Source organism: Actinomadura meridiana (assembly GCF_039537545.1).
Taxonomy (GTDB): Bacteria; Actinomycetota; Actinomycetes; order Streptosporangiales; family Streptosporangiaceae; genus Spirillospora; species Spirillospora meridiana.
On record NZ_BAABAS010000019.1, the window covers coordinates 14,886 to 32,855 of the forward strand.

The 17,970-nt window shown below is 69.5% G+C and carries 18 protein-coding genes; 11 read left to right on the top strand and 7 right to left on the bottom strand.

All coding sequences use genetic code 11. The features are described from left to right. The first annotated feature begins 35 nt into the window (after window positions 1-35). Entirely contained in the window at window positions 36-674 is a 639-nt protein-coding gene (locus ABD808_RS24935) for an NUDIX hydrolase (protein WP_344900804.1), read from the top strand. A 7-nt stretch (window positions 675-681) separates the two neighbouring features. Here the strand turns inward: ABD808_RS24935 and ABD808_RS24940 are convergent, their stop codons facing one another. After that, window positions 682-1,689 carry a methyltransferase gene (locus ABD808_RS24940; RefSeq protein WP_344900806.1) on the bottom strand — a complete coding sequence of 336 codons (1,008 nt, stop codon included), beginning with the start codon at window positions 1,687-1,689 and terminating at the stop codon, window positions 682-684. Between the two features lie 217 nt (window positions 1,690-1,906). On the opposite strand from ABD808_RS24940, the gene ABD808_RS24945 reads away from it, so the two are divergent. Next, window positions 1,907-2,638, top strand: a complete 732-nt coding sequence (locus tag ABD808_RS24945) for a GmrSD restriction endonuclease domain-containing protein (protein WP_344900808.1) — start codon at window positions 1,907-1,909, stop codon at window positions 2,636-2,638. A 67-nt stretch (window positions 2,639-2,705) separates the two neighbouring features. Here the strand turns inward: ABD808_RS24945 and ABD808_RS24950 are convergent, their stop codons facing one another. Then, a complete protein-coding gene (locus ABD808_RS24950) occupies window positions 2,706-3,233 on the bottom strand; it encodes an HAD domain-containing protein (protein ID WP_344901308.1) in 528 nt (175 codons plus the stop codon). 77 nt (window positions 3,234-3,310) lie between these two features. On the opposite strand from ABD808_RS24950, the gene ABD808_RS24955 reads away from it, so the two are divergent. Then, on the top strand, window positions 3,311-4,123 hold the full coding sequence (locus ABD808_RS24955) for a PIG-L family deacetylase (protein ID WP_344900810.1): 813 nt from the start codon (window positions 3,311-3,313) through the stop codon (window positions 4,121-4,123). A 38-nt stretch (window positions 4,124-4,161) separates the two neighbouring features. Here ABD808_RS24955 and ABD808_RS24960 read toward each other — a convergent pair whose 3' ends face one another. Both ABD808_RS24960 and ABD808_RS24965 read right to left on the bottom strand, forming a co-directional pair. Continuing rightward, on the bottom strand, window positions 4,162-4,686 hold the full coding sequence (locus ABD808_RS24960) for a GNAT family N-acetyltransferase (protein WP_344901311.1): 525 nt from the start codon (window positions 4,684-4,686) through the stop codon (window positions 4,162-4,164). A gap of 89 nt (window positions 4,687-4,775) precedes the next feature. Next, entirely contained in the window at window positions 4,776-5,138 is a 363-nt protein-coding gene (locus tag ABD808_RS24965; protein ID WP_344900812.1) for a VOC family protein, read from the bottom strand. A 291-nt stretch (window positions 5,139-5,429) separates the two neighbouring features. Here ABD808_RS24965 and ABD808_RS24970 point away from each other — a divergent pair, with 291 nt between their 5' ends. From ABD808_RS24970 to ABD808_RS24980, 3 genes are all read left to right on the top strand, one after another. Further along, window positions 5,430-6,368, top strand: coding sequence for a TIGR03621 family F420-dependent LLM class oxidoreductase (locus tag ABD808_RS24970; protein WP_344900813.1), 939 nt, complete (start codon window positions 5,430-5,432; stop codon window positions 6,366-6,368). A 94-nt stretch (window positions 6,369-6,462) separates the two neighbouring features. After that, entirely contained in the window at window positions 6,463-7,146 is a 684-nt protein-coding gene (locus tag ABD808_RS24975) for an SDR family NAD(P)-dependent oxidoreductase (protein ID WP_344900814.1), read from the top strand. After that, complete coding sequence (locus ABD808_RS24980) at window positions 7,143-8,000, top strand: IclR family transcriptional regulator (protein WP_344900815.1); 858 nt, start codon at window positions 7,143-7,145, stop codon at window positions 7,998-8,000. Before ABD808_RS24975 ends, ABD808_RS24980 begins: the two co-directional genes overlap by 4 nt. A gap of 98 nt (window positions 8,001-8,098) precedes the next feature. Here the strand turns inward: ABD808_RS24980 and ABD808_RS24985 are convergent, their stop codons facing one another. Both ABD808_RS24985 and ABD808_RS24990 read right to left on the bottom strand, forming a co-directional pair. Beyond that, entirely contained in the window at window positions 8,099-8,782 is a 684-nt protein-coding gene (locus ABD808_RS24985; RefSeq protein WP_344900817.1) for a hypothetical protein, read from the bottom strand. A gap of 1,021 nt (window positions 8,783-9,803) precedes the next feature. Next, window positions 9,804-10,295, bottom strand: coding sequence for a hypothetical protein (locus ABD808_RS24990; protein WP_344900819.1), 492 nt, complete (start codon window positions 10,293-10,295; stop codon window positions 9,804-9,806). A gap of 411 nt (window positions 10,296-10,706) precedes the next feature. Between ABD808_RS24990 and ABD808_RS24995 the strand changes: the two genes are divergently transcribed. From ABD808_RS24995 to ABD808_RS25005, 3 genes are all read left to right on the top strand, one after another. Further along, the gene (locus ABD808_RS24995) at window positions 10,707-11,807 is read left to right on the top strand and encodes a winged helix DNA-binding domain-containing protein (RefSeq protein WP_344900821.1); all 1,101 of its coding nucleotides are present in this window, start codon (window positions 10,707-10,709) and stop codon (window positions 11,805-11,807) included. A 278-nt stretch (window positions 11,808-12,085) separates the two neighbouring features. Continuing rightward, entirely contained in the window at window positions 12,086-12,352 is a 267-nt protein-coding gene (locus ABD808_RS25000) for a hypothetical protein (protein WP_344900823.1), read from the top strand. Window positions 12,353-12,491: 139 nt separating this feature from the next. Beyond that, window positions 12,492-13,787, top strand: coding sequence for a DUF2786 domain-containing protein (locus ABD808_RS25005; protein WP_344900825.1), 1,296 nt, complete (start codon window positions 12,492-12,494; stop codon window positions 13,785-13,787). 72 nt (window positions 13,788-13,859) lie between these two features. On the opposite strand, the gene ABD808_RS25010 is transcribed toward ABD808_RS25005, so the two are convergent. After that, window positions 13,860-14,072, bottom strand: a complete 213-nt coding sequence (locus tag ABD808_RS25010) for a helix-turn-helix domain-containing protein (RefSeq protein WP_117404772.1) — start codon at window positions 14,070-14,072, stop codon at window positions 13,860-13,862. Between the two features lie 308 nt (window positions 14,073-14,380). On the opposite strand from ABD808_RS25010, the gene ABD808_RS25015 reads away from it, so the two are divergent. Together ABD808_RS25015 and ABD808_RS25020 are read left to right on the top strand one after the other, a co-directional pair. Next, complete coding sequence (locus tag ABD808_RS25015; protein WP_344900830.1) at window positions 14,381-15,334, top strand: hypothetical protein; 954 nt, start codon at window positions 14,381-14,383, stop codon at window positions 15,332-15,334. 798 nt (window positions 15,335-16,132) lie between these two features. Then, window positions 16,133-16,327 (top strand): hypothetical protein, encoded by a 195-nt coding sequence (locus ABD808_RS25020; RefSeq protein ID WP_344900832.1) that lies wholly within the window; start codon window positions 16,133-16,135, stop codon window positions 16,325-16,327. Window positions 16,328-17,970 lie beyond the last annotated feature (1,643 nt).

A 17,970-nucleotide genomic window follows, 5' to 3' on the forward strand; every position in this document is an offset into this window, starting at 1 on the left:
CGCCCGGACCCGCGCACCCTGGCAGTATCGAACGCATGACGGACGCCTCCCCCGACCCGTTCGGCGACCTCGCGGCGTTCCGCGCGGTGGCCGCCGACCGGCTCGCCTCCTTCGCGCACACGACCGTCCCGGACGCCGCCGCTCCACGCCGCGCCGGGGTCGTGCTGTGCGCCGTGGAGCACGGCGGCGTCCCGTCGGTGATCCTGATCAGGCGCGCTTACCAGGGGCGGAACGCCGGTCAGTGGGGCCTGCCAGGCGGGCGGCAGGAGGACGGCGAGACGCCCGAGCAGGCCGCGCTTCGGGAGCTGGGCGAGGAGATCGGCCTGGTCGCGGCGCCGGGCGACGTCCTCGGACGGCTCGACGACTTCCCCGCCATGTCCGGGTTCGCGATCACCCCGGTCGTGGTGGTCCTGGACGATCCGGGGCCGCTCGTGCCGAGCCCGGACGAGGTGCACTCCGTCCACTACACGAGCCTGCGGACGCTCGCCGACGACGACACGCCCGCGTGGGTGCCGCAGCCGGGCGGCGGACACATGCTCCAGATGCGGCTCGGCCCGGACTGGCGCGTCCACGCCCCGACGGGCGCGATGCTGTGGCAGTTCCGCGAGGTGGTGCTGCTCGGCCGCGACGCCAGGGTCGCCGACTTCGTCCAGCCCGACTGGACGCGGCACTGAGCGGCCGCTACACCGCCGGTCCGGCCTCGATGATCCGGTAGGCGCCGGGCGGGATCGGGTCGGACAGCGTGACGCCGGTGAATCCCGCGCCCTCCAGCAGGGTGCGGAACTCCGTCTCGGTGCGTTCGCGTCCGCCCGTCGCGACGAGCATGTTGAGGTCGTTGTTGACGACGCCCCGCGTCTCCGGGGTGACGATGTCCGGCATGGTCTGTTCCAGGAGGAGAATCCGGGCGTCCGGGCGCATCGCGGCCCGGCAGCGGCTCAGGATCACGGTGGCGCGCTCGTCGTCCCAGTCGTGGATGACGCTCTTGAGGACGTAGGCGTCCGCTCCCCCGGGCACGGACTCGAAGAAGTCGCCCGCGACGGCCTCGGCCCGGTCGGCGACGTCCGCCAGGGTGCGGGACGCTCCGCCGAGCCCGGCGGGCTGGTCGAACACCAGCCCGCGCAGGCCCGGGGTGGCGCGCAGGATCTCGGCGAGGAGGGTGCCGTCGCCGCCCCCGATGTCGGCGACGGTTCCGTATTGGGCGAAGTCGTGGGCGGCGATGATGCCGGGGGCGACGGCCCGGGTGTGCTCGGCCATCGCCGCGTGGAACGTCGCCGACAGCTCCGGCTCCGCCTGGAAGTACTCGAACGGGGTCATCCCGGTCACGTGGCCCCAGGCGTACTCGCCGGTGCGGACCGTCTCGGCAAGCTCGCCCCAGGTGCGCCACACGTCCGGGCCACAGAACAGCTTGATCAGTGCGCTGATGGAGTCGGGCACGTCGCTGCGGAGCCGGCGCCCCTCGGCGGTCAGCGCGAACAGGTCGCGGTCCTTCTGCTCGACGGCGCCGAGGACGGTCAGCCCGCGCAGCAGCCGGTACAGGGACGGCGCGTGGGCGCCGGTCTCCTCCGCCAGTTCGGCGCTCGTGCGCGGCCCGGCGGCCAGGGCGTCGGCCAGCCCGATCTCGGCGGCGACATGGAGGACCTGCGCCGGCATGAATCCGAAGGCCAGGTCCAGTAGCGGTGATCTCGACACGATTCGGCTCCCTTTCTCGTCGATTCCGACGCTAGGCGCGCGTCCGGGCGCGGGTCTTGGACGAATGGGAGCTCACACAGTTGATCTCCCAGCTGATGGCGACTTCTTGACAGAGGCCGTTACCTAATCGTGTCGTCCGCTAACCGAACGTACATATCTCGTTTATCGAACCATTCGATACTGACGGCTCCTGCTCCCTTACGGAATGGAGCCTCCCGTGCGAAAGACGGGGACCATCGCGACCGCCATCACCATCACGACCCTCGCCCTGCTGGCGCCCATGACCACCGCCAGTGCCGACACCGCCAGCGCCCACACCACCAGTGCCGACACCGCCAGCGCCCACACCACCAGTGCCGACACCGCCAGCGCCCACACCACCAGTGCCGACACCGCCAGCGCGCCGCCGCCACCGCCCGGCGCGGACACGGCGGAGCAGCACCTCGCCGCCCTCACCGTCCGCGCCGAGGGCAGCCTGGACGGCTACAGCCGCGAGAAGTTCCCGCACTGGATCAACCAGGGCGACAACTGCAACACCCGTGAAGTCGTCCTCAAGCGCGACGGGACCGGCGTCACGACCGACTCCGAGTGCCGCGCGACCGCCGGTTCGTGGACCAGCCCCTACGACGGCGCGACTTGGACCGATCCAGAAGACCTCGACATCGACCACATGGTGCCGCTCGCCGAGGCGTGGCGCTCGGGCGCGTCCGCCTGGACGAGGGCCCGCCGCCAGTCGTTCGCCAACGACCTGACCAGCTCGCAGCTGTGGGCGGTCACCGACAACGTCAACCAGTCCAAGGGCGACAAGGACCCGGCGAAGTGGACTCCGCCGAGCGCCTCGTTCAACTGCATGTACGCCAGGTCGTGGGTCGACGTGAAGTACCGCTACGACCTGACGCTGGACTCGGCGGAGAAGTCGGCGCTCGGCCGCCTGCTCAACACCTGCTGAGCCCGTTCCTCGTCCGGCACCGGCGGGGCACCCGGCGACCTACGCGGCCGGGGCCCCGCCGGTTCTGTCACGGGGTGTGGGCGCGCAGCCAGGTCTCGGCCGCCGCGATGTGCTCGTCGGTGAGGCCGACCATCGGGTCGATCTCCACGAGCAGGTGTTCGGCGACGTCCGGCTGGTCGGCGATGCACGCGGTGGCGTCCGGCTCGTCCTCGAACCAGGCGAACGGCCTGCCGTCCGTCCACGCGGCCACATGGCGGGCCTTCCACGCGCCGAGCGTGCGGCCCTCATCGATGCCGGGGAATCGCGGGATCGGCACGAACGGCAGGCGCGGCAGGCCGATGACGGGCGCGATCCAGTCGTTGGCGTTGTCGCACCAGTAACTCGCCCAGACCAGTTCCGCGCCGGTGGACTCCGCCAGTTCGAGCAGGGCCGGGCCGTGCTCGGGATTGAGCCACAGCTTGAACGTCATGCCGTTCGGCGAACACCGCCTGCGTTTGTATCCGCGGTGCGGCCTTTCAAATGGATTGAGAACCCCGTCCACGTCAAGGAGAACCACCGGCGACCCCATACCGGGACCGTACGTCATCGGGGCCATTCCGTCGAAGGTCACCACCGTGATCAACTACCGGGCTCACGCGACTAGAGTGGACGGCCGAGGAGCGAGGAGTCCGGATGAAGCACGAACTGACGCTGATGGCCGTCCACGCCCACCCCGACGACGAGGTGTTGGGGACCGGGGGGCTGCTCGCGCGGTGCGCCGCCGAGGGCGTCCGCACGGTCCTGGTCACCTGCACCAACGGGGAGCAGGGCGACGACGCCGGGGGCGTGAAGCCCGGCGAGGAGGGGCACGACGCGACCGAGGTGGCGGCGCGGCGGCTCGCCGAGCTCCGCGAGTCGGCCGACCTGTTGAAGATCCGCCACCTGGAGCTGCTCGGCTACCGCGACTCCGGGATGGCCGGATGGTCGACCAACGACGACCCGGCGGCGTTCGCGAACGTCCCTCTGGAGGAGTCGGCCGGGCGGCTCGCCGAACTCATGGAGCACTACCGGCCACAGGTCGTCGTCACCTACGACGAGAACGGCGGCTACGGGCATCCCGACCACATCCAGGCGCACCGCATCGCGCTCGCCGCCGCGGAGAAGACCGGCGTTCCCGACAAGCTGTACTACACGGCCATTCCCCGCTCGGGCATCCGCCGCATGTTCGATGGCATCCGGGAGGCGGGCATAGAGATCGACTTCGACCCGCCCGAGGACTTCGGCACCCCCGACGAGCTCGTCACGAGCACGCTGGACGTGTCGCCGCACTGGGAGGCCAAGCGCGAGGCGCTGCGCGCGCACGCGAGCCAGGAGGAGAACATCTTCCTGCTACGGCTGCCGGACGAGATGCAGCGGTCGGTGTTCTCGTTCGAGGCGTTCGTGCGGAAGCAGTGCCGCGTCCAGGCCCCCGACACCGAGGACGACCTGTTCGCCGGTCTCAGGTGACCCGTCCCGCGCGCGCCTGACCGGGCTCCCCGTCTGGGTCAGGCCGGGATGATGTCCGTGCTCGGGTCGATGAACCAGTGGTTGGCCTGGACGACCCGTCCGGCGAAGACGATGTCCTTCTCCTCGATGAAGGTGAACCCGAGGGTGCGGCAGATGCCGTTGGACGGAGCGTTCGTCGTGGCCGGGAACGCGTGCACGATGCCCCAGCGGTTCTCGTCGCGCGCCCGTTGGAGGAGCATCCGGACGGCGCGTTTCCCGACGCCCCGGCCCTGGAACTCCGGCAGCACCATCCAGCCGATCTCGGAGAACACCGTGCCGTCCACGTCGTGGGGCCACAGCGTCACCATCCCGGCCACGACGTCGGGACGGCTCGGATCGGGGACGATCATCTTGATCCAGGCCGCGTCCGCCGCCGCCTCGCGGGTGTCGCGGCGCACCTTCTCCTCGATGCCCTCCCGGGGCAGCGGGCCGCCGAGTTCGGCCATCATGACGGGGTCGCAGCGCATCCTGACATAGGCGTCCACGTCGCCGAACTCGACATCACGCAGGTGCAGGGCCGCCATCACGGCTGAGATTCTCTCAAATCCGGGCCCGCAGCACGCCCAAGAACGAAATGTCTCAGGGACGGCCGCTGCTCAGGGACGGCCGCTGCTCAGGGACGGTAGGTGCCGAAGTACCACTCGTTGCCGTCGAGGTCGCGGGCCGCGTAGTCGCGGGACCCGTAGTCCTGGTCGGCGAGTTCGCGGAAGATCTCGGCTCCGGCGGCCTTGGCGCGGTCGTGGTGGGCGTCCGGGTCGTCGACGGCGACGTAGACCGCTGACGTGCCCGGCTCGCCCCTGCCGAACATGAACAGGCCGGTGTCGTACCGCATCTCGGCGTGCACGACCGCGCCGCCGTCGTCCCGGTAGACGTTCATGGGTTCGAAGCCGAACGCCTTGCTCAGCCACTCCATCGACGCGGCCGGGTCGGCGCAGTTGATCATCGGGTAGAAGGTCCTGCGGATCTCCAGAGTCATGGTGTCCTCCCTGGTCGTTGTCTCCATGCCCAGTCTGCGGGCAACGGATCCGCCCGTCTTGGACGAATGTGACCGCACCCGCGGGCGTCCGGGGCCCGGGTTGAAAAACGGGGCGGCGGGACGCAGCCTGGAAGGTGACCGGTGAGAACGGGGCAGTCGGTGACGCCCTTGCGCCGCAAAGGCGGCGAATCGAGCCACTCGCCCCGTTCCGCCGGTCGACACGCGGCCAGGGAAACCCCGTGTCGGATTCCCGCCAGCGATTCGGCGGCGAAGCCGGGCATGCTCGTCCGCATGGACAGGAGATTCAGGTTCGGTGCCGTCGGCGAGTCGATCCGCTCCGGCGCCGAACTCGCCGACACGGCGCGGCGCGCCGAAGACCTGGGCTACGACGTGCTGGTCCTGCGCGACCATTTCGTCGGCGAGCCGTTCGGTGACCAGCTCGCGCCGATGGCGGCGCTCGCGTGGGCGGCGGCCGGGACGAGCACGCTGCGGCTGGGCACGATGGTCCTCGCCAACGACTACCGGCATCCGGTGGTCCTCGCCAAGGAGGCCGCGACGCTCGACCACCTGTCGGGCGGACGGTTCGAGCTGGGCATCGGCGCGGGCTGGCTCCGCGAGGAGTACGAGGCCGCGGGGATGCCGTTCGACCGGGCCGGGACCAGGGTCGGGCGGCTGGAGGAGTCGCTGCGGATCCTGCGGAGTCTCCTCGACGGGCAGAAGACCACGTTCGCGGGCGAGCACTACCGCGTCGACGGCCTGACGGTCTTCCCGCCGCCCGGACGGCGCCCGCCGCTCGTCGTCGGCGCCGGGAGCGACCGCATGCTCGGCATCGGCGGGCGGCTCGCCGACACGGTCGGCGTCCTCCCCCGCGCCCTGCCCGACGGGACGATCTCCGACGAGATCACCGAGCGGCTTCCCGAGACGATCGCCCGCAAGGTCGACCGGGTGCGGGAGGCCGCGGACGGACGCGACGTCGAGCTGAGCCTGATGGTGACGCCCACGTTCGGCCCCGATCCGCGCCGCACCGCCGACGCGGTCGCCCGGCGGCGCGGCTGGGGGGCGTCGGCAGGCGACCTCGTGCTCGACATGCCGACCCAGTTCGTCGGCCCACCGGAGCACATCGCGGAGCAGATGCTCGCCCGCCGGGACCGCTACGGCTTCACCTACTACCAGGTGCCGGACGCGATGGTGGAGCAGTTCGCCCCCGTCATCCCGCTCCTCACCGGCTGAGCGCGGCCGGGCTGGTCATGGCGGCCGCGCCCGCATTTCAGTGAGTGAGAAAGCCGTCTTGTCGGTTCCGGGACGCTTGGGCACGCTGCCTGCCATGAGCGAGACGTCCTCCAGGAACGCGCCGCGACGGGTCGCGCTCGTCACCGGCGCGGCGGACGGGCTGGGGCGCGAGTTCGCCACCGCCCTCGCCCGCCGCGGCTACCGGGTCGCGGGGCTCGACCTCGCCGACATGTCCGGGACCGCCGAGCTGATCGGCGACGGCTTCCACCCGGTGCGCGCGGACGTGGCGGACGCGGAGGAGGTCGACTTCGCGGTGGAGGAGGCCGCCACCCGGTTCGGCGGCCTGCACGTCGTGGTCAACAACGCCGGCGTCCACCCGCCGCTGGACTTCGAACGCACGACGTTGGAGGACTGGCGCCGCATCATGCGGGTGAACCTGGATGGACCGTTCCTGGTCTCCCGCGCCGCACTCCCCCACCTCAAGGCCGCCGGGTGGGGACGGGTCGTGAACATCGCCTCGTCCGCGGCGTTCGTCGGGCCGCCCGACCTCGTCGCGTACACCACGTCCAAGGCCGGTCTCGTCGGATTCACCAGGGCGCTGTCGAGCGCGGTCGGCGGGTACGGGATCACGGTGAACGCGATCGCGCCCAGCCTCACCCGCACCGACGAGCCCGGGGACCTGGTGTCCACGCTGCTGTACGTGTGCGACGAGGGCAGCGGCTCCCTCACCGGCCAGACGATCAACGTCGACGGCGGCCGCGCCGGGACCGGACGGTGACGAACGCGCTCGGGCGCCGCCAATCCAGTGGCGGCGCCCCGGCGAAGCACGGACAATACATCGACATGGGCATCGAGGCGACGGGGGCCGAACCGCCGAGGTCGGTCCTGGCACGGGGTCTCAGCCTGCTGGACGCCTTCGGCTCCGCCGACAACGAGCTGAACCTGACGGAGCTGGCCGCCCGCACCGGTTTACCGAAGCCGACCGCGCACCGGCTACTGGGCGAGCTGGTTAGGTGGGGCGGGGTCGAGCGCACCGAGTCGGGTTACCGGCTGGGGGTGCGGCTGTTCGTCCTCGGGCAGCGGGCGCCCCGTCCGCGCGGGCTCCGCGAGGCCGCGCTCCCCTACATGGAAGACCTGTACGAGGCGACGCACGAGAACATCCACCTCGCCGTGATGGACGGGATGGACACGCTGTTCCTGGAGAAGGTCAGCGGACGCCGTTCCATGCCCATCGTGTCCCGGGTGGGCGGACGGCTGCCCGCGTACTGCACGGCGACCGGGAAGCTGTTCCTCGCGTTCGGCCCGCCCGAGCGGCTGGAGAACGTCCTGGCGAAGGGCCTCGTCCGGTACACCCCGCACACGATCATCATGCCGGGGCTGCTGCAACGGGAGCTGGCCCGCACCGCCGCCCGCGGCTACGCCGTCAACCGGGAGGAGTCGGAGGCCGGGGTGTCGGCGATCGCCGCGCCGGTGCTGGACCGGCGGCGCCGCGCCATCGCCGCGATCTCCATCACCGGGAACGTGTGCCGGCTCGACCTCGACCGGCTGGCGCCCGCCGTCCGGACGGCCGCGCGGGCGCTGTCGCGGGAGCTGGCCCGCGAGGCCGAACTGAAGATGGGGATCCCCCGGTGACCTCTCGATCCCGGGGGATCCCCGATCCTCCATGCACCGGCAGCCCTGTGCCGGGTTTGGGGAGGCCGCGCGCCGGATCCCCGGGGCGCGGCCTCAGCTCATGAGCCGAAGGGCTTGGGCGCGCCCTTCTTACCGGCGCCGGAGCCCCAGTCGAGGACTTCCCACTTGATCTTCAGGTGTCCCTCGCCGCCGCCGGCGTTGTACTTGCTGTTCGGCTTCTCGCCGTCCAGCAGGTAGCGGAAGGTGTAGGTGTCGAGGTCGAGCATGACGCCGCGGTGCGACGGCTTGCCCGGCCCGCGGTCGCCGACGAACCCGGTGATGCTGCGGCCCTTGTAGCTGACCTTGACCTTGGTCATCATGGGCCAGCTCGGGCTGGCGAACATGCCCTTCTGCATGGGCTTGCCGCTCGCCGGGTCACCGGTGTCGCCGTTCACGCCGGAGCCGTCGTCCCAGAAGTAGGACGCGGTCGTCTTGCCGCTGAGAAGGGCGTCGGAGTCCTTCTCCTCACGGCCGCTGTCCGACGAGCCGGAGTCGGAGCCGCCCTTCGACTCGCTCTTCTCCGAGCCCTTGGCCGAGCCCTTGTCGGAGCTCTTGTCCGGGCCGTCGGCGGGGTTCTTCTCAGGGACGCGGTGCTGCTGCGAGGCCACGGCCTCGTTGGTCAGGAACTGCTTCTCGCTGGGAGCGGAGTCATCACTGGCGGCTGCTACACCGGCCACGAGCATGCCCGCGAGGGCGGTGCCGGTGACGCCGGTCAGGATGGCATTGATCGCTCGCTGCTGCATGTAATTCCTTCGTTCGGGGTACAGGGCTGCCGTTCCGCGCCGACCCGGCGTGCGCCGGGATCCGGACAGGGGGAAACGGCTCCGAGACTCAGGACTCGGGAGATAGCCGCCGCGAAGAACTCCCGCGTGAAACGGCCCATGGGCATGGTGGACCGCGCTCGCGCCCAACAGCGCACGGCCCTCTTTGGACATGCGTGTGGCACGGGCTTCGAAGAAGCGAGAGAAATGCCGACCGGGGGCTCACGGGCCCCACACGGTGCGCGGCCGGTGCATGGTTCGGCCGCTGTTCGGCAACTTGGACCCCGCCTGGCGGGCGGGATGCGACAGCTATGTGTTTGGTCAGGTCAACGGTTCATTGACCCTGACCTGGGGTTGACTATATACGGCATTACCGTGCTTTCGCCAAACGGGGGTTTTCTTTACCTTTGGCCAGGTAGATCTTTTTCTGGGGAAGTAAGCGAAAACCCCTTTCCCCACGGCGTTCCGGACCAGTCGACCCATCCTGACGAGAGGAAAAAGATCTTTATGCGATGGTCGATCGCCGTCCGGTCCAAGGCTCCTCAGGACGGCGCGGCACGGCCTCAGTGGCCCGGAAAGGGCGCGTCAGCGGGACGCCGCGCCCTCTGGGCGGGCGTCACGGGGAGGAGAGGGGCGGCGGCTCACAAGGCGTGTGGGGCGGGCGCCACGGCCATGGCCGGGATGCCAGGGGCCCGCCTCAGCACGCCGAGGCGGGCGTGGGCCGTGACACAAAAAAGCTTCACGGGCCGGAAGGTCACGGGCCGTGAAGCGTGGGACTGCGGGAGGTGCGCCAGTACCAGCCGTGTGGGTGAAGTCACGGTCCGGCGGCGCCGAACGGAACAGACGGGAACGCACAGGTGCTGAACTGGGAGCGCGAAGAGCTGGGAGCCGCGAAACCCTGCCGTCCGACCCTGCTATCGGCAATGATCGGGCCCACGCAGGACGCCTGTGCAGGCGTCCAAGCGGCGTGAGCCCGTCCGCCGGAATGACGGCAGGCGTCGCGTCAGCGCGTCGGGTAGACCGGCGACGGGATGAGCGGCGTCGGGCCCGTCTCGCCGACGTACGTCTGCGGCGGGATGAACGGCGACTCGGCGTAGCCGGCCCCGTAACCGCGTTCGTAGCCAGGCTCATAGCCGGGTTCGTAACCGGGCTCCCCGAAGGGTGACACCGCGGTGACCACGGGTCCCTGCGCCGCCGGGACGGCCTGGGCCGTCGGTGGCGGGACGGGGGGTGGCACATGGGTGCCGTCGGCCCGGCGTGGCTCCACGGACGGCGCGACGTCCGGCTCCGCGCGGCTGCCGGCCAGAAGGGCCATCAGCGCGCGGGCGGTGTCGGCGTCCAACCGGAGCAGGACGCTGGGCGTCCCCGCCTGGTCGACGAAGGGGGAGACCGATGGTGCGCTCGGCAGCTGCGGTAGTGCCGCCCTGATCTCCTCGCGGAGGTCCTGGGCAAGTCGCAGCGCCTGTCGGTCACTGTCGCTCAAGTGTGCGTTCATCGCGATCTCCGTGGAGTTCACGTGCGGGAGGTCCGCGCTCATCCTGCTAGGGATGGCGTGCATGTGCAAGAGCTGATGCACGTGCATTTGAAAGGGATTCTTCCCGTAACCCCGGCGGCGCTCGCTCGTTCGCGATCATCCGATGGCCCGGTCGGCCCGCCGTCAGGAGCGAGGTGACCAGCGGAGACGCGGCCCTCCGGCGACGACGCCACCCCAGTCGTGCCAGGTCGGCTCCGTGCCTCACGGCGGTGACGGCCGACCGTCCCTCCGATGATCTCAGGCGATCTGGATCTTGAATTGTGATGTTCACCACCACGTCGGCGCGCTCGCCGACCGATCGCTCACCCCAGCCGGGGAGGCCGCCCACGCGGTCGCTCCGCGTCGACTCGGACAGAAGGGCATCCTGGTCAGGTGACAGACATTCTCAGCGTCCGGGCTCTCAACCGGGCCACGCTGGCAAGGCAACTCCTGCTCGCGCGTGAGCCGATCACGGTCGCGGACGCGGTGGGGCGCCTGTGCGGGATGCAGGCGCAGGAGCCCAAACCACCGTTCCTGGGGCTCTGGACGCGGCTGGACGGGTTCCAGGCGTCCGACCTTCATACGGCGCTGCACGACCGATCAGTGGTCCGCGCCACGATGATGCGCGCCACCCTGCACCTGATGGCGGGCGACGACTACACGGCGTTCCGCACGGCGATGCAGCCCATGCTGGACGGCGGCCTCCGCGTCCTGGGCGACCGCGGCAAAGGGCTAGAGGTGGAGAAGGTCATCCCGGCGGCCCGCTCGCTCATCGCGGAACAGCCCCGCACCTTCAACGAGGTGCGCGCGTTGCTCCAGGAGGAGTTCCCGGACGTCAACGACAGGGCTCTCGGATACACCGTCCGGCTCTGCGTGCCGTTGGTCATGGTCCCCACCCAAGACCGGTGGGGTTTTCCGCGTAACTCACAGTTCACCCTCGCTGACGCTTGGCTTGGAAAGGCCCCAGCGACGACACCGGCGACTGACGAACTGATGCTCCGCTACCTGGCGGCGTACGGGCCCGCGCCCGCGGCCGATGCACAGACGTGGTCCGGCCTCTCGGCGCTGGGCGAGTCCCTGGACCGCCTCCGCCCCGACCTCCGTGTCTTCACCGACGACAAGGGACGTGAGCTGTTCGACCTGCCCGACGCGCCACGTCCCGGGGAGGACGCGCCAGCACCCGCGCGGTTCCTGCCCGAGTTCGACAGTCTCGTCCTTGCGCACGCCGACCGCAGGCGCGTCATCGCCGACGCGCACCGGCCGTCCCTGACCACGAAGAACCTCCGCGTCCGGGCCGTCTTCCTCTGGGACGGCTTCGCGTGCGGCACGTGGGAGACGGAGTACAAGCGGAAGGTCGCGACGCTGCGGTTGCGTCCCTTCGAGCCCCTCCCCCAAGAGGCCGTCCGGGAACTGACCGCCGAGGGAGAGTCGCTTCTGCGTTTCCTCGAACCGGAGGCGAAGGAGACGGTAGTGTCCCTCAGCGAAGAAGGCTGACGCAGGCCTCATGACGGTCGTCCGTCCCCACCCCGGGGGCACGGCGCCGTTCCGGAGGGCATCCGGCCATGCGCGGCGAATCCCATCCGCCCAGGGGTATCCCACGAAAGCATCCGCTACCCACCACGCGCGGACATGACGCTGCGAGCGTGGACAACGTCGAATAGTGCCCAATCTGATACCTGGACTGATTGAAAGATCCACCAGATGGGTTCAAGCTGTCTTCGACGTCTGGAATGCCCCGCCCGTTCCTTCCGACCGCCGACAGGACACGACGAATGTTCGAGATCTGGGAGACGAGCGAGCCGGCACGGCTCATCAGCGACGCGGGCAGCCTGAAGGTGGCGTTGGAGAAGGTCGACACCATGTGCCGCCTCCGGCACGACCAGGCCGTGGCGCACGTCGGCGAGACCGAAGAGGGCTACCACTTCGAGATCAGGAACCGCGAGGGCAAGGCCCTCGCGCGGCTCAGCTACGTCCCCGACACCTCCCGCGCCTACCAGAGCGTCGTTGTCGAGGAGATGCGCGGCAACGAGGACGAGTAGACCGCCCCGCACCGCCCCTGGCCGAAACGGTCGGGGGCGTTCGCGTCCGGGAAACCCTTTCGGTGCTCTTGGCGAGTACCGCACCGCCGAGATGGCAGGATGCGTCCAACCCATGTGACCTCGGACGACGGGAGAGGCTGTGCGGAAGGCGTGGCGGCGTCCGCGAGAACCGAAGCCCCGAACCTCGTTCACCGATGCCGCGGGCGACCTGACGGCGCGGGCGGTGCGGTCGCTCTCACACGGCGACACCGCGGCGTTCGACCACCTCGTGACCCTGCTGGCCGGACCCGCCACGGCGGACCCTGCCGACGCGCCCGGTTGGGGCCTCGCGATCGACCGGTGCCTCGCCGCGCGGCTGCGCCGGGCCGTCACGGTCGCGTGGGAGCGGGGATGGCAACCGGCCGACGTGGTGCGGTTCACGTCCCGCCGCCGTACGTCCAGGCACGGACGACTCGCCACGGACACGATCGCAGGCGAAATGCGGGCCTACTCCAACGCGACGGTGGACGACCGATGGCACGAACAACTCGCCGTTCTCGGTGCCGACGTGTGGTGGGAACACGACGACGAACACCCTGACGCCTGGTGCGAACGCGAGAATGTCGGACGCGTGGACTACATCGCTTGCGCGATCGAACTCGTCCACCTTCTGGAAGACCTGCCGGTGCTGCCGAGCATCGGCCCGCGCCCAGGAACGTCCACCGGCACGAAGCCACGAATACTGACGGAAGACGTCGACCAACGCATGCTCGGGCGCGTCCGAGCACTCCTGGCCAAGGCCGAGTCGACCGAATTCCCGGAGGAAGCCGAGGCGCTCAGCGCGCGCGCCCAAGAACTGATGGCGCGGCACAGCATCGACAACGCGCTGCTTGCCGCCGGGACGCGCCGCACAGGCGGACCCGCCGGACGGCGCGTCCCGGTGGACAATCCCTACGACGCGCCCAAGGCGGTCCTACTGACAGTGGTCGCCGACGCCAACCGCTGCCGGGCGATATGGCATCGAGAACTGGGTTTCTCCACGGTGCTGGGCTTCCCCGCCGATCTGGCGGCGGTGGAAATGCTGTTCACGTCCCTGCTCGTCCAGTCGACGTCCGCCATGGTCCACGCGGGCCCCAGGCGCGACGCGCGGGGACGGTCACGGACACGGTCGTTCCGCCACGCCTTCCTGAACGCCTACGCCGCCCGTATCGGGGAGCGGCTGCGGGAGGCTGCGGACCGGGCGGCCGCGGGCGCCGGCGGGAAGGATCTGCTTCCCGTGCTGGCCGCGCGCGACCGAGCCGTCGACGAGGCCGTCGACACGATGTTCCCGAACCTCGCCAAAGGACGCGCGGGTTCGGTGTCCAACTACGAAGGCTGGCTGGCAGGGCGGGCGGCCGCCGATCTGGCCAGCCTGAACGGACGCCTCGAGGTCACCGGGGCGTTCCGCCGTTCCTAGCGAACGGCGTCCCCCCGGGGGGCGAGGGGGACTTCCGGTCATGTGCTCGTTCTTCCTCTGCTCGGGAGCGGATCAGGCCTTCCTGCGCCGGGTGTTGCCGCCCCGGCCCCGCAGCGGCACGCCCGCCTCCTTCAGCACGTTGTAGATGAACCCGTACGACCGGCCGGTCTCGGCCGCCAGGTCGCGGATGCTCTCACCGGCCGCGTACCGCGGAGCGAGCTCCGCGGCGAGCCGCGTGCGTTCGGCACCGGTAACGCGGGTGCCTCTCGACAGTGTTCGGGCCACGGGGTCCTCCCTGTTTCGCAAGGCTGGACTGCGGGGCCGTCCCCGCAGCTCACAGCAGTGTTGATCTCCCCAACGTACACATTCCCCTGATTACATCGTCGATGCCGCGCTAATACCCGCGAATTCGGCCGAAGCTGGTCTTTTTCGTGGTGAACGGCGTGTCGCCCCAGGACGTACGGCCTCCGACGCCCCGAACCCGACCGAACCAGAATCGGGTTAGCCACCCCGCACACACCCGACTCCAGAGAGTTATCCACAGAACGCGGTTCTACTGCTTTGGACCGAGACACCGATCCATGCTGACCGCCATGGCCACGATCACGTTCCCGATCCCATCCACGACCACCTCCCGGTTCGCCGTAGCCGCCAGGAGCGTCCCGCACGACCTGAACGCCCTGCTCCGCAGAAGTCCCACCTCCTACCAACCCCACATCGCCGGAAGGCTCGGCTCCCCCCAACTCCAGGCCACCCGCGACGACCTCACATCCCTCCACTGGGACCCGACACGCATCCGCGCCCACCGCCCAGAAGACCGACTGGCCGCCCGCTTCTTCAACAACGCGACCGAGTTCGCCGTCATCACCGCCTTCGCGCCGATCACCGACCAGCCCCGCGGCGTCCAGGTCGCCCGCTCCGCCGCCTACGCCATCGCGAAGGCCACCGACGGGATCACCGCAGACCTCGTAACAGGCCAGATCCTCACGCCCACCCCCGAACGAGAACACTTCGTACTGGCCGACCACTGGATCGGCGACGCCCTGCCCCCATTCCGCGCCAACGGCCGCTGCACCGCCCCCGAACCAGAACTGGACCCCGAGGGCGTGAACGGCTGCACCTGCGTCCGACTCCGCACCCGCGGCCTCTCCCGCTTCGGCCTCCCCGAACTCCAGATGACGGAGGTCGCCTGCCCCCACGACTTAGCCGCACTCAACGTCCTACGCACCACAGCCCGCCGCCTCCTGACCGACCACTGGTCCTGGCTGGCCACCGGCCCCACCGCCAACACCCGCACGATCCCCTCAACACTCCACCTGACCCAAACAGACTTCGACGCCTTCTGGGGCTCCGCCCGCCACACCCACCTAACCCCCACAGCCCCATTCGAGATAACCCTCGCCCACCCCAAACCACGCCTCCTGACAGTAAGCCCACCCACAACCTTCAACGGCACAACCAACGACTGGCTATGGGGCGACACCCTCCCCCTAGGCATCTACGACGTCATAAAAGCCCACCCAACCCTCCTCCACCCCGCCGCCTAGCTCACCCACGCCCCCACCAGCCCATCTGAAACCGAGACCACCCAACTCCACACCCCAACCCCCGACCGCAGCCAAACCCCACGTTGCGGTCACCGGCCCAAGCAGCACCAATGGACCCCCACAAAGACAAGCCACCATCTGTACACGAACGCCACACACCACCACCAGCCCGCCAACAACGCACGCTCGCCGCCACCACCCCCAAGGACCTCCATCCGCCAACCGCTCAGAGGGACAAGGCACCATCTGTGACAAGGGCACCATCTCGGCACAACGCGGATGCCAGACACCACCACCAGCCCGCCAACCCGGAGGCGAGGCCCGAACCGAGGGACACCCAAACGCCGAACACACGGCGTTCCTCAACTTGGACGAGGACACGACCTGAACACGCCCCGCAAGATCTTCGACAAGTCCTCGCCGCGCCGAGCACCACACGTGCACGTTGAACGCTGCTGGCAAGCAGCCCCACAACAAGGCCCTACCGAACGACCAACGGCTACGCGCCCAGTTCGCCAAGCCGAACAAGCCCAGGCCGACCCGATTGATCCTTGACCAGCCCACCCCGCTCGGACCGCTGCCAGCCACAAACCTGCTCGCCACCATCCCCCGCCGCACTCGAGCTACTGACCCAGCACGAGCAGCCCAGACGCCTCGCGCACCACAACCACTGTCCACCTCCTGGCCACCACCACACCGCCGCCCACGCACGGCCGGTGCCTTCGACGCCGACGTCATCGCTGACGCCGCTCGCCCCTCCTCCGCAAGCCGCGGCACCTCAACGTCAGTAACAACGCGTTGGCCAAGCCGGAGGTCCTGATCGGCTTCGCCGACGACCTGGCAGCGAAGTCGCCCCGGCTGACCACCCGGGTCCGCGGCCAACTCGTCACCATTCACTCGGTCCTGGATCGGGCGACCGTCCGCAAACCCCGCCGCACTCGAGCCGCTGACCCGGCACGGCGGCCCGGACGCCTTGCGCACCGCAACTACTGACCACCTCCTGGCCACCACCACACCGCCCGCCCGACGCACGGCCGGGGCGGGCGCCGAGCGCGCCTCGCCGTCAGGAAGGTCAGATGGGGCGCAGGGCTGTGAACGCGCGGTCCAGTAGGTCGGCGTGGTCGAGCGTGCAGCCGCTTCGCAGCGAGTGGCACGGCGCGAAGGCGTGAGGGCGCCGGCGCCTGGGCAAGCCTCGCTCTTCGGGCTGTAAAGCACTTGGGGCGGCCCTGGCCGGTGCTGAGGAGCGTGCAGCTGCTTCGTTTGAGGCTGGCGGCGTTCGCGAAGGTAATCAAGGCGTCTGCGAAGTGGTTCGGGATCGACCGTTGGGCGGTGCTCGGTTGCGGTGCTCCTGAGGCCGTCGCGCTCGTGAATCACGTGGCTTTGGATGGACGGGAGGTCTCGCGGCGGACGGGGGGCGAAGGTTCTCGGTGTCGCTCACCGTCGGCGGGTGAGGCGAGGACGGGTGGGCGAGTCAGTGTTTGCGTGAGCGGACAGCGGCGGGTGGGTGGAGGCGTGAGTGGGCAGGGCGGGCGCCGAGAGTGCCTGGCCGTTAGGAGGGTCCGGTGGAGTGGGGTGTAGGGCGGTGTACGCGCGGTCCGGGTAGGTCGGCGGGTCGGGCGTGCCGTCCGGGTGCTCGAGGTCTGGGCCCCGATGATCATGGCGGGGGTGGAGGCTCGGTTGGGTGATCCGGGGGGCGGGGGCGCTGGCCGCTGCGGTCCGGCAATTTTCTCCAATCGGCACATAGTCGGTACGGCTCTGGGCAGGCCAATGAATTAATACGAATTGGCGGCGTCGAAACTTAGAGTGAAACTTTCAGTGCCACATCCAGCTTGGGCGTGGTGGCAGGATCTTCATACCAGGCCAAGTACCACAGATGACACAACTGCGTATCGGTCCCGATTGCAGGGATTGCCCCTTAATGGGGCGGCTCTTGCAAGGGTTTGAGACTTCAAAACATTCGGGCGATTCGGGAGATGCCAGTCATATCAACGGAGCGTTCCAGTGCGGACCCAAACGATCTCCACTGACTGTCAGTATTGTTGAACGCTCGGTGGCGAAAGTGACTACGATCGGCATTCTCACGGTGACCACACGACCCCCGGGGCGAAGATGAACCGTTTTCTGGCGCAACCCATGTCCGCCGTAGTGATCAGCGACTTGCTTCGCTGCACGACAGGAGTACTGGGTTGTACCGCCCTTGCCGGCGTAATCTCAATCAGCGCCGCCGCACCGGTCGAGGCGGTCGCTCCCGCCGCCCCCGAACCGCACAAGTCCAGACCGCTGATCTGCCGCCACACCCACGCCTTCGGCGACAGGCACTCCGAGCACAGATGCAAGAACCAGAACCCCTGGCTGGAGATGAACGAGAAGTCCCGCAGAAGAACGGGGCGTGGTCGGGAATTCTCCCGTCGCGGCGACCGATTCGACTGGAAACTCAAGGTCGAGCGTGAGTTTTCATCGCCGAGAGAGCCCGAACGCCCCATTCCCCGGTCTACCGCGGCACAAGATCCAAGTGCTCCCTCCCCGACTCCGAAGAAGCGCTCGCAGACCCCGCCCCCGGACATCTCATGCCCACAGCCGAGCCAGCCCGCGGGACAGCCACGCTCCCTCGAATCACAGCCTCCCTCGCTACAACC

Bases quoted from the DNA above. Each gene is read 5' to 3' on its own strand.
- ABD808_RS24935 (WP_344900804.1), top strand. From the start codon at position 36: ATGACGGACGCCTCCCCCGACCCGTTCGGCGACCTCGCGGCGTTCCGC.
- ABD808_RS24950 (WP_344901308.1), bottom strand. From the start codon at position 3,233: ATGGCCCCGATGACGTACGGTCCCGGTATGGGGTCGCCGGTGGTTCTC.
- ABD808_RS24955 (WP_344900810.1), top strand. From the start codon at position 3,311: ATGAAGCACGAACTGACGCTGATGGCCGTCCACGCCCACCCCGACGAC.
- ABD808_RS24960 (WP_344901311.1), bottom strand. From the start codon at position 4,686: ATGGCGGCCCTGCACCTGCGTGATGTCGAGTTCGGCGACGTGGACGCC.
- ABD808_RS24965 (WP_344900812.1), bottom strand. From the start codon at position 5,138: ATGACTCTGGAGATCCGCAGGACCTTCTACCCGATGATCAACTGCGCC.
- ABD808_RS24970 (WP_344900813.1), top strand. From the start codon at position 5,430: ATGGACAGGAGATTCAGGTTCGGTGCCGTCGGCGAGTCGATCCGCTCC.
- ABD808_RS24975 (WP_344900814.1), top strand. From the start codon at position 6,463: ATGAGCGAGACGTCCTCCAGGAACGCGCCGCGACGGGTCGCGCTCGTC.
- ABD808_RS24985 (WP_344900817.1), bottom strand. From the start codon at position 8,782: ATGCAGCAGCGAGCGATCAATGCCATCCTGACCGGCGTCACCGGCACC.
- ABD808_RS24990 (WP_344900819.1), bottom strand. From the start codon at position 10,295: ATGAACGCACACTTGAGCGACAGTGACCGACAGGCGCTGCGACTTGCC.
- ABD808_RS25000 (WP_344900823.1), top strand. From the start codon at position 12,086: ATGTTCGAGATCTGGGAGACGAGCGAGCCGGCACGGCTCATCAGCGAC.
- ABD808_RS25015 (WP_344900830.1), top strand. From the start codon at position 14,381: ATGGCCACGATCACGTTCCCGATCCCATCCACGACCACCTCCCGGTTC.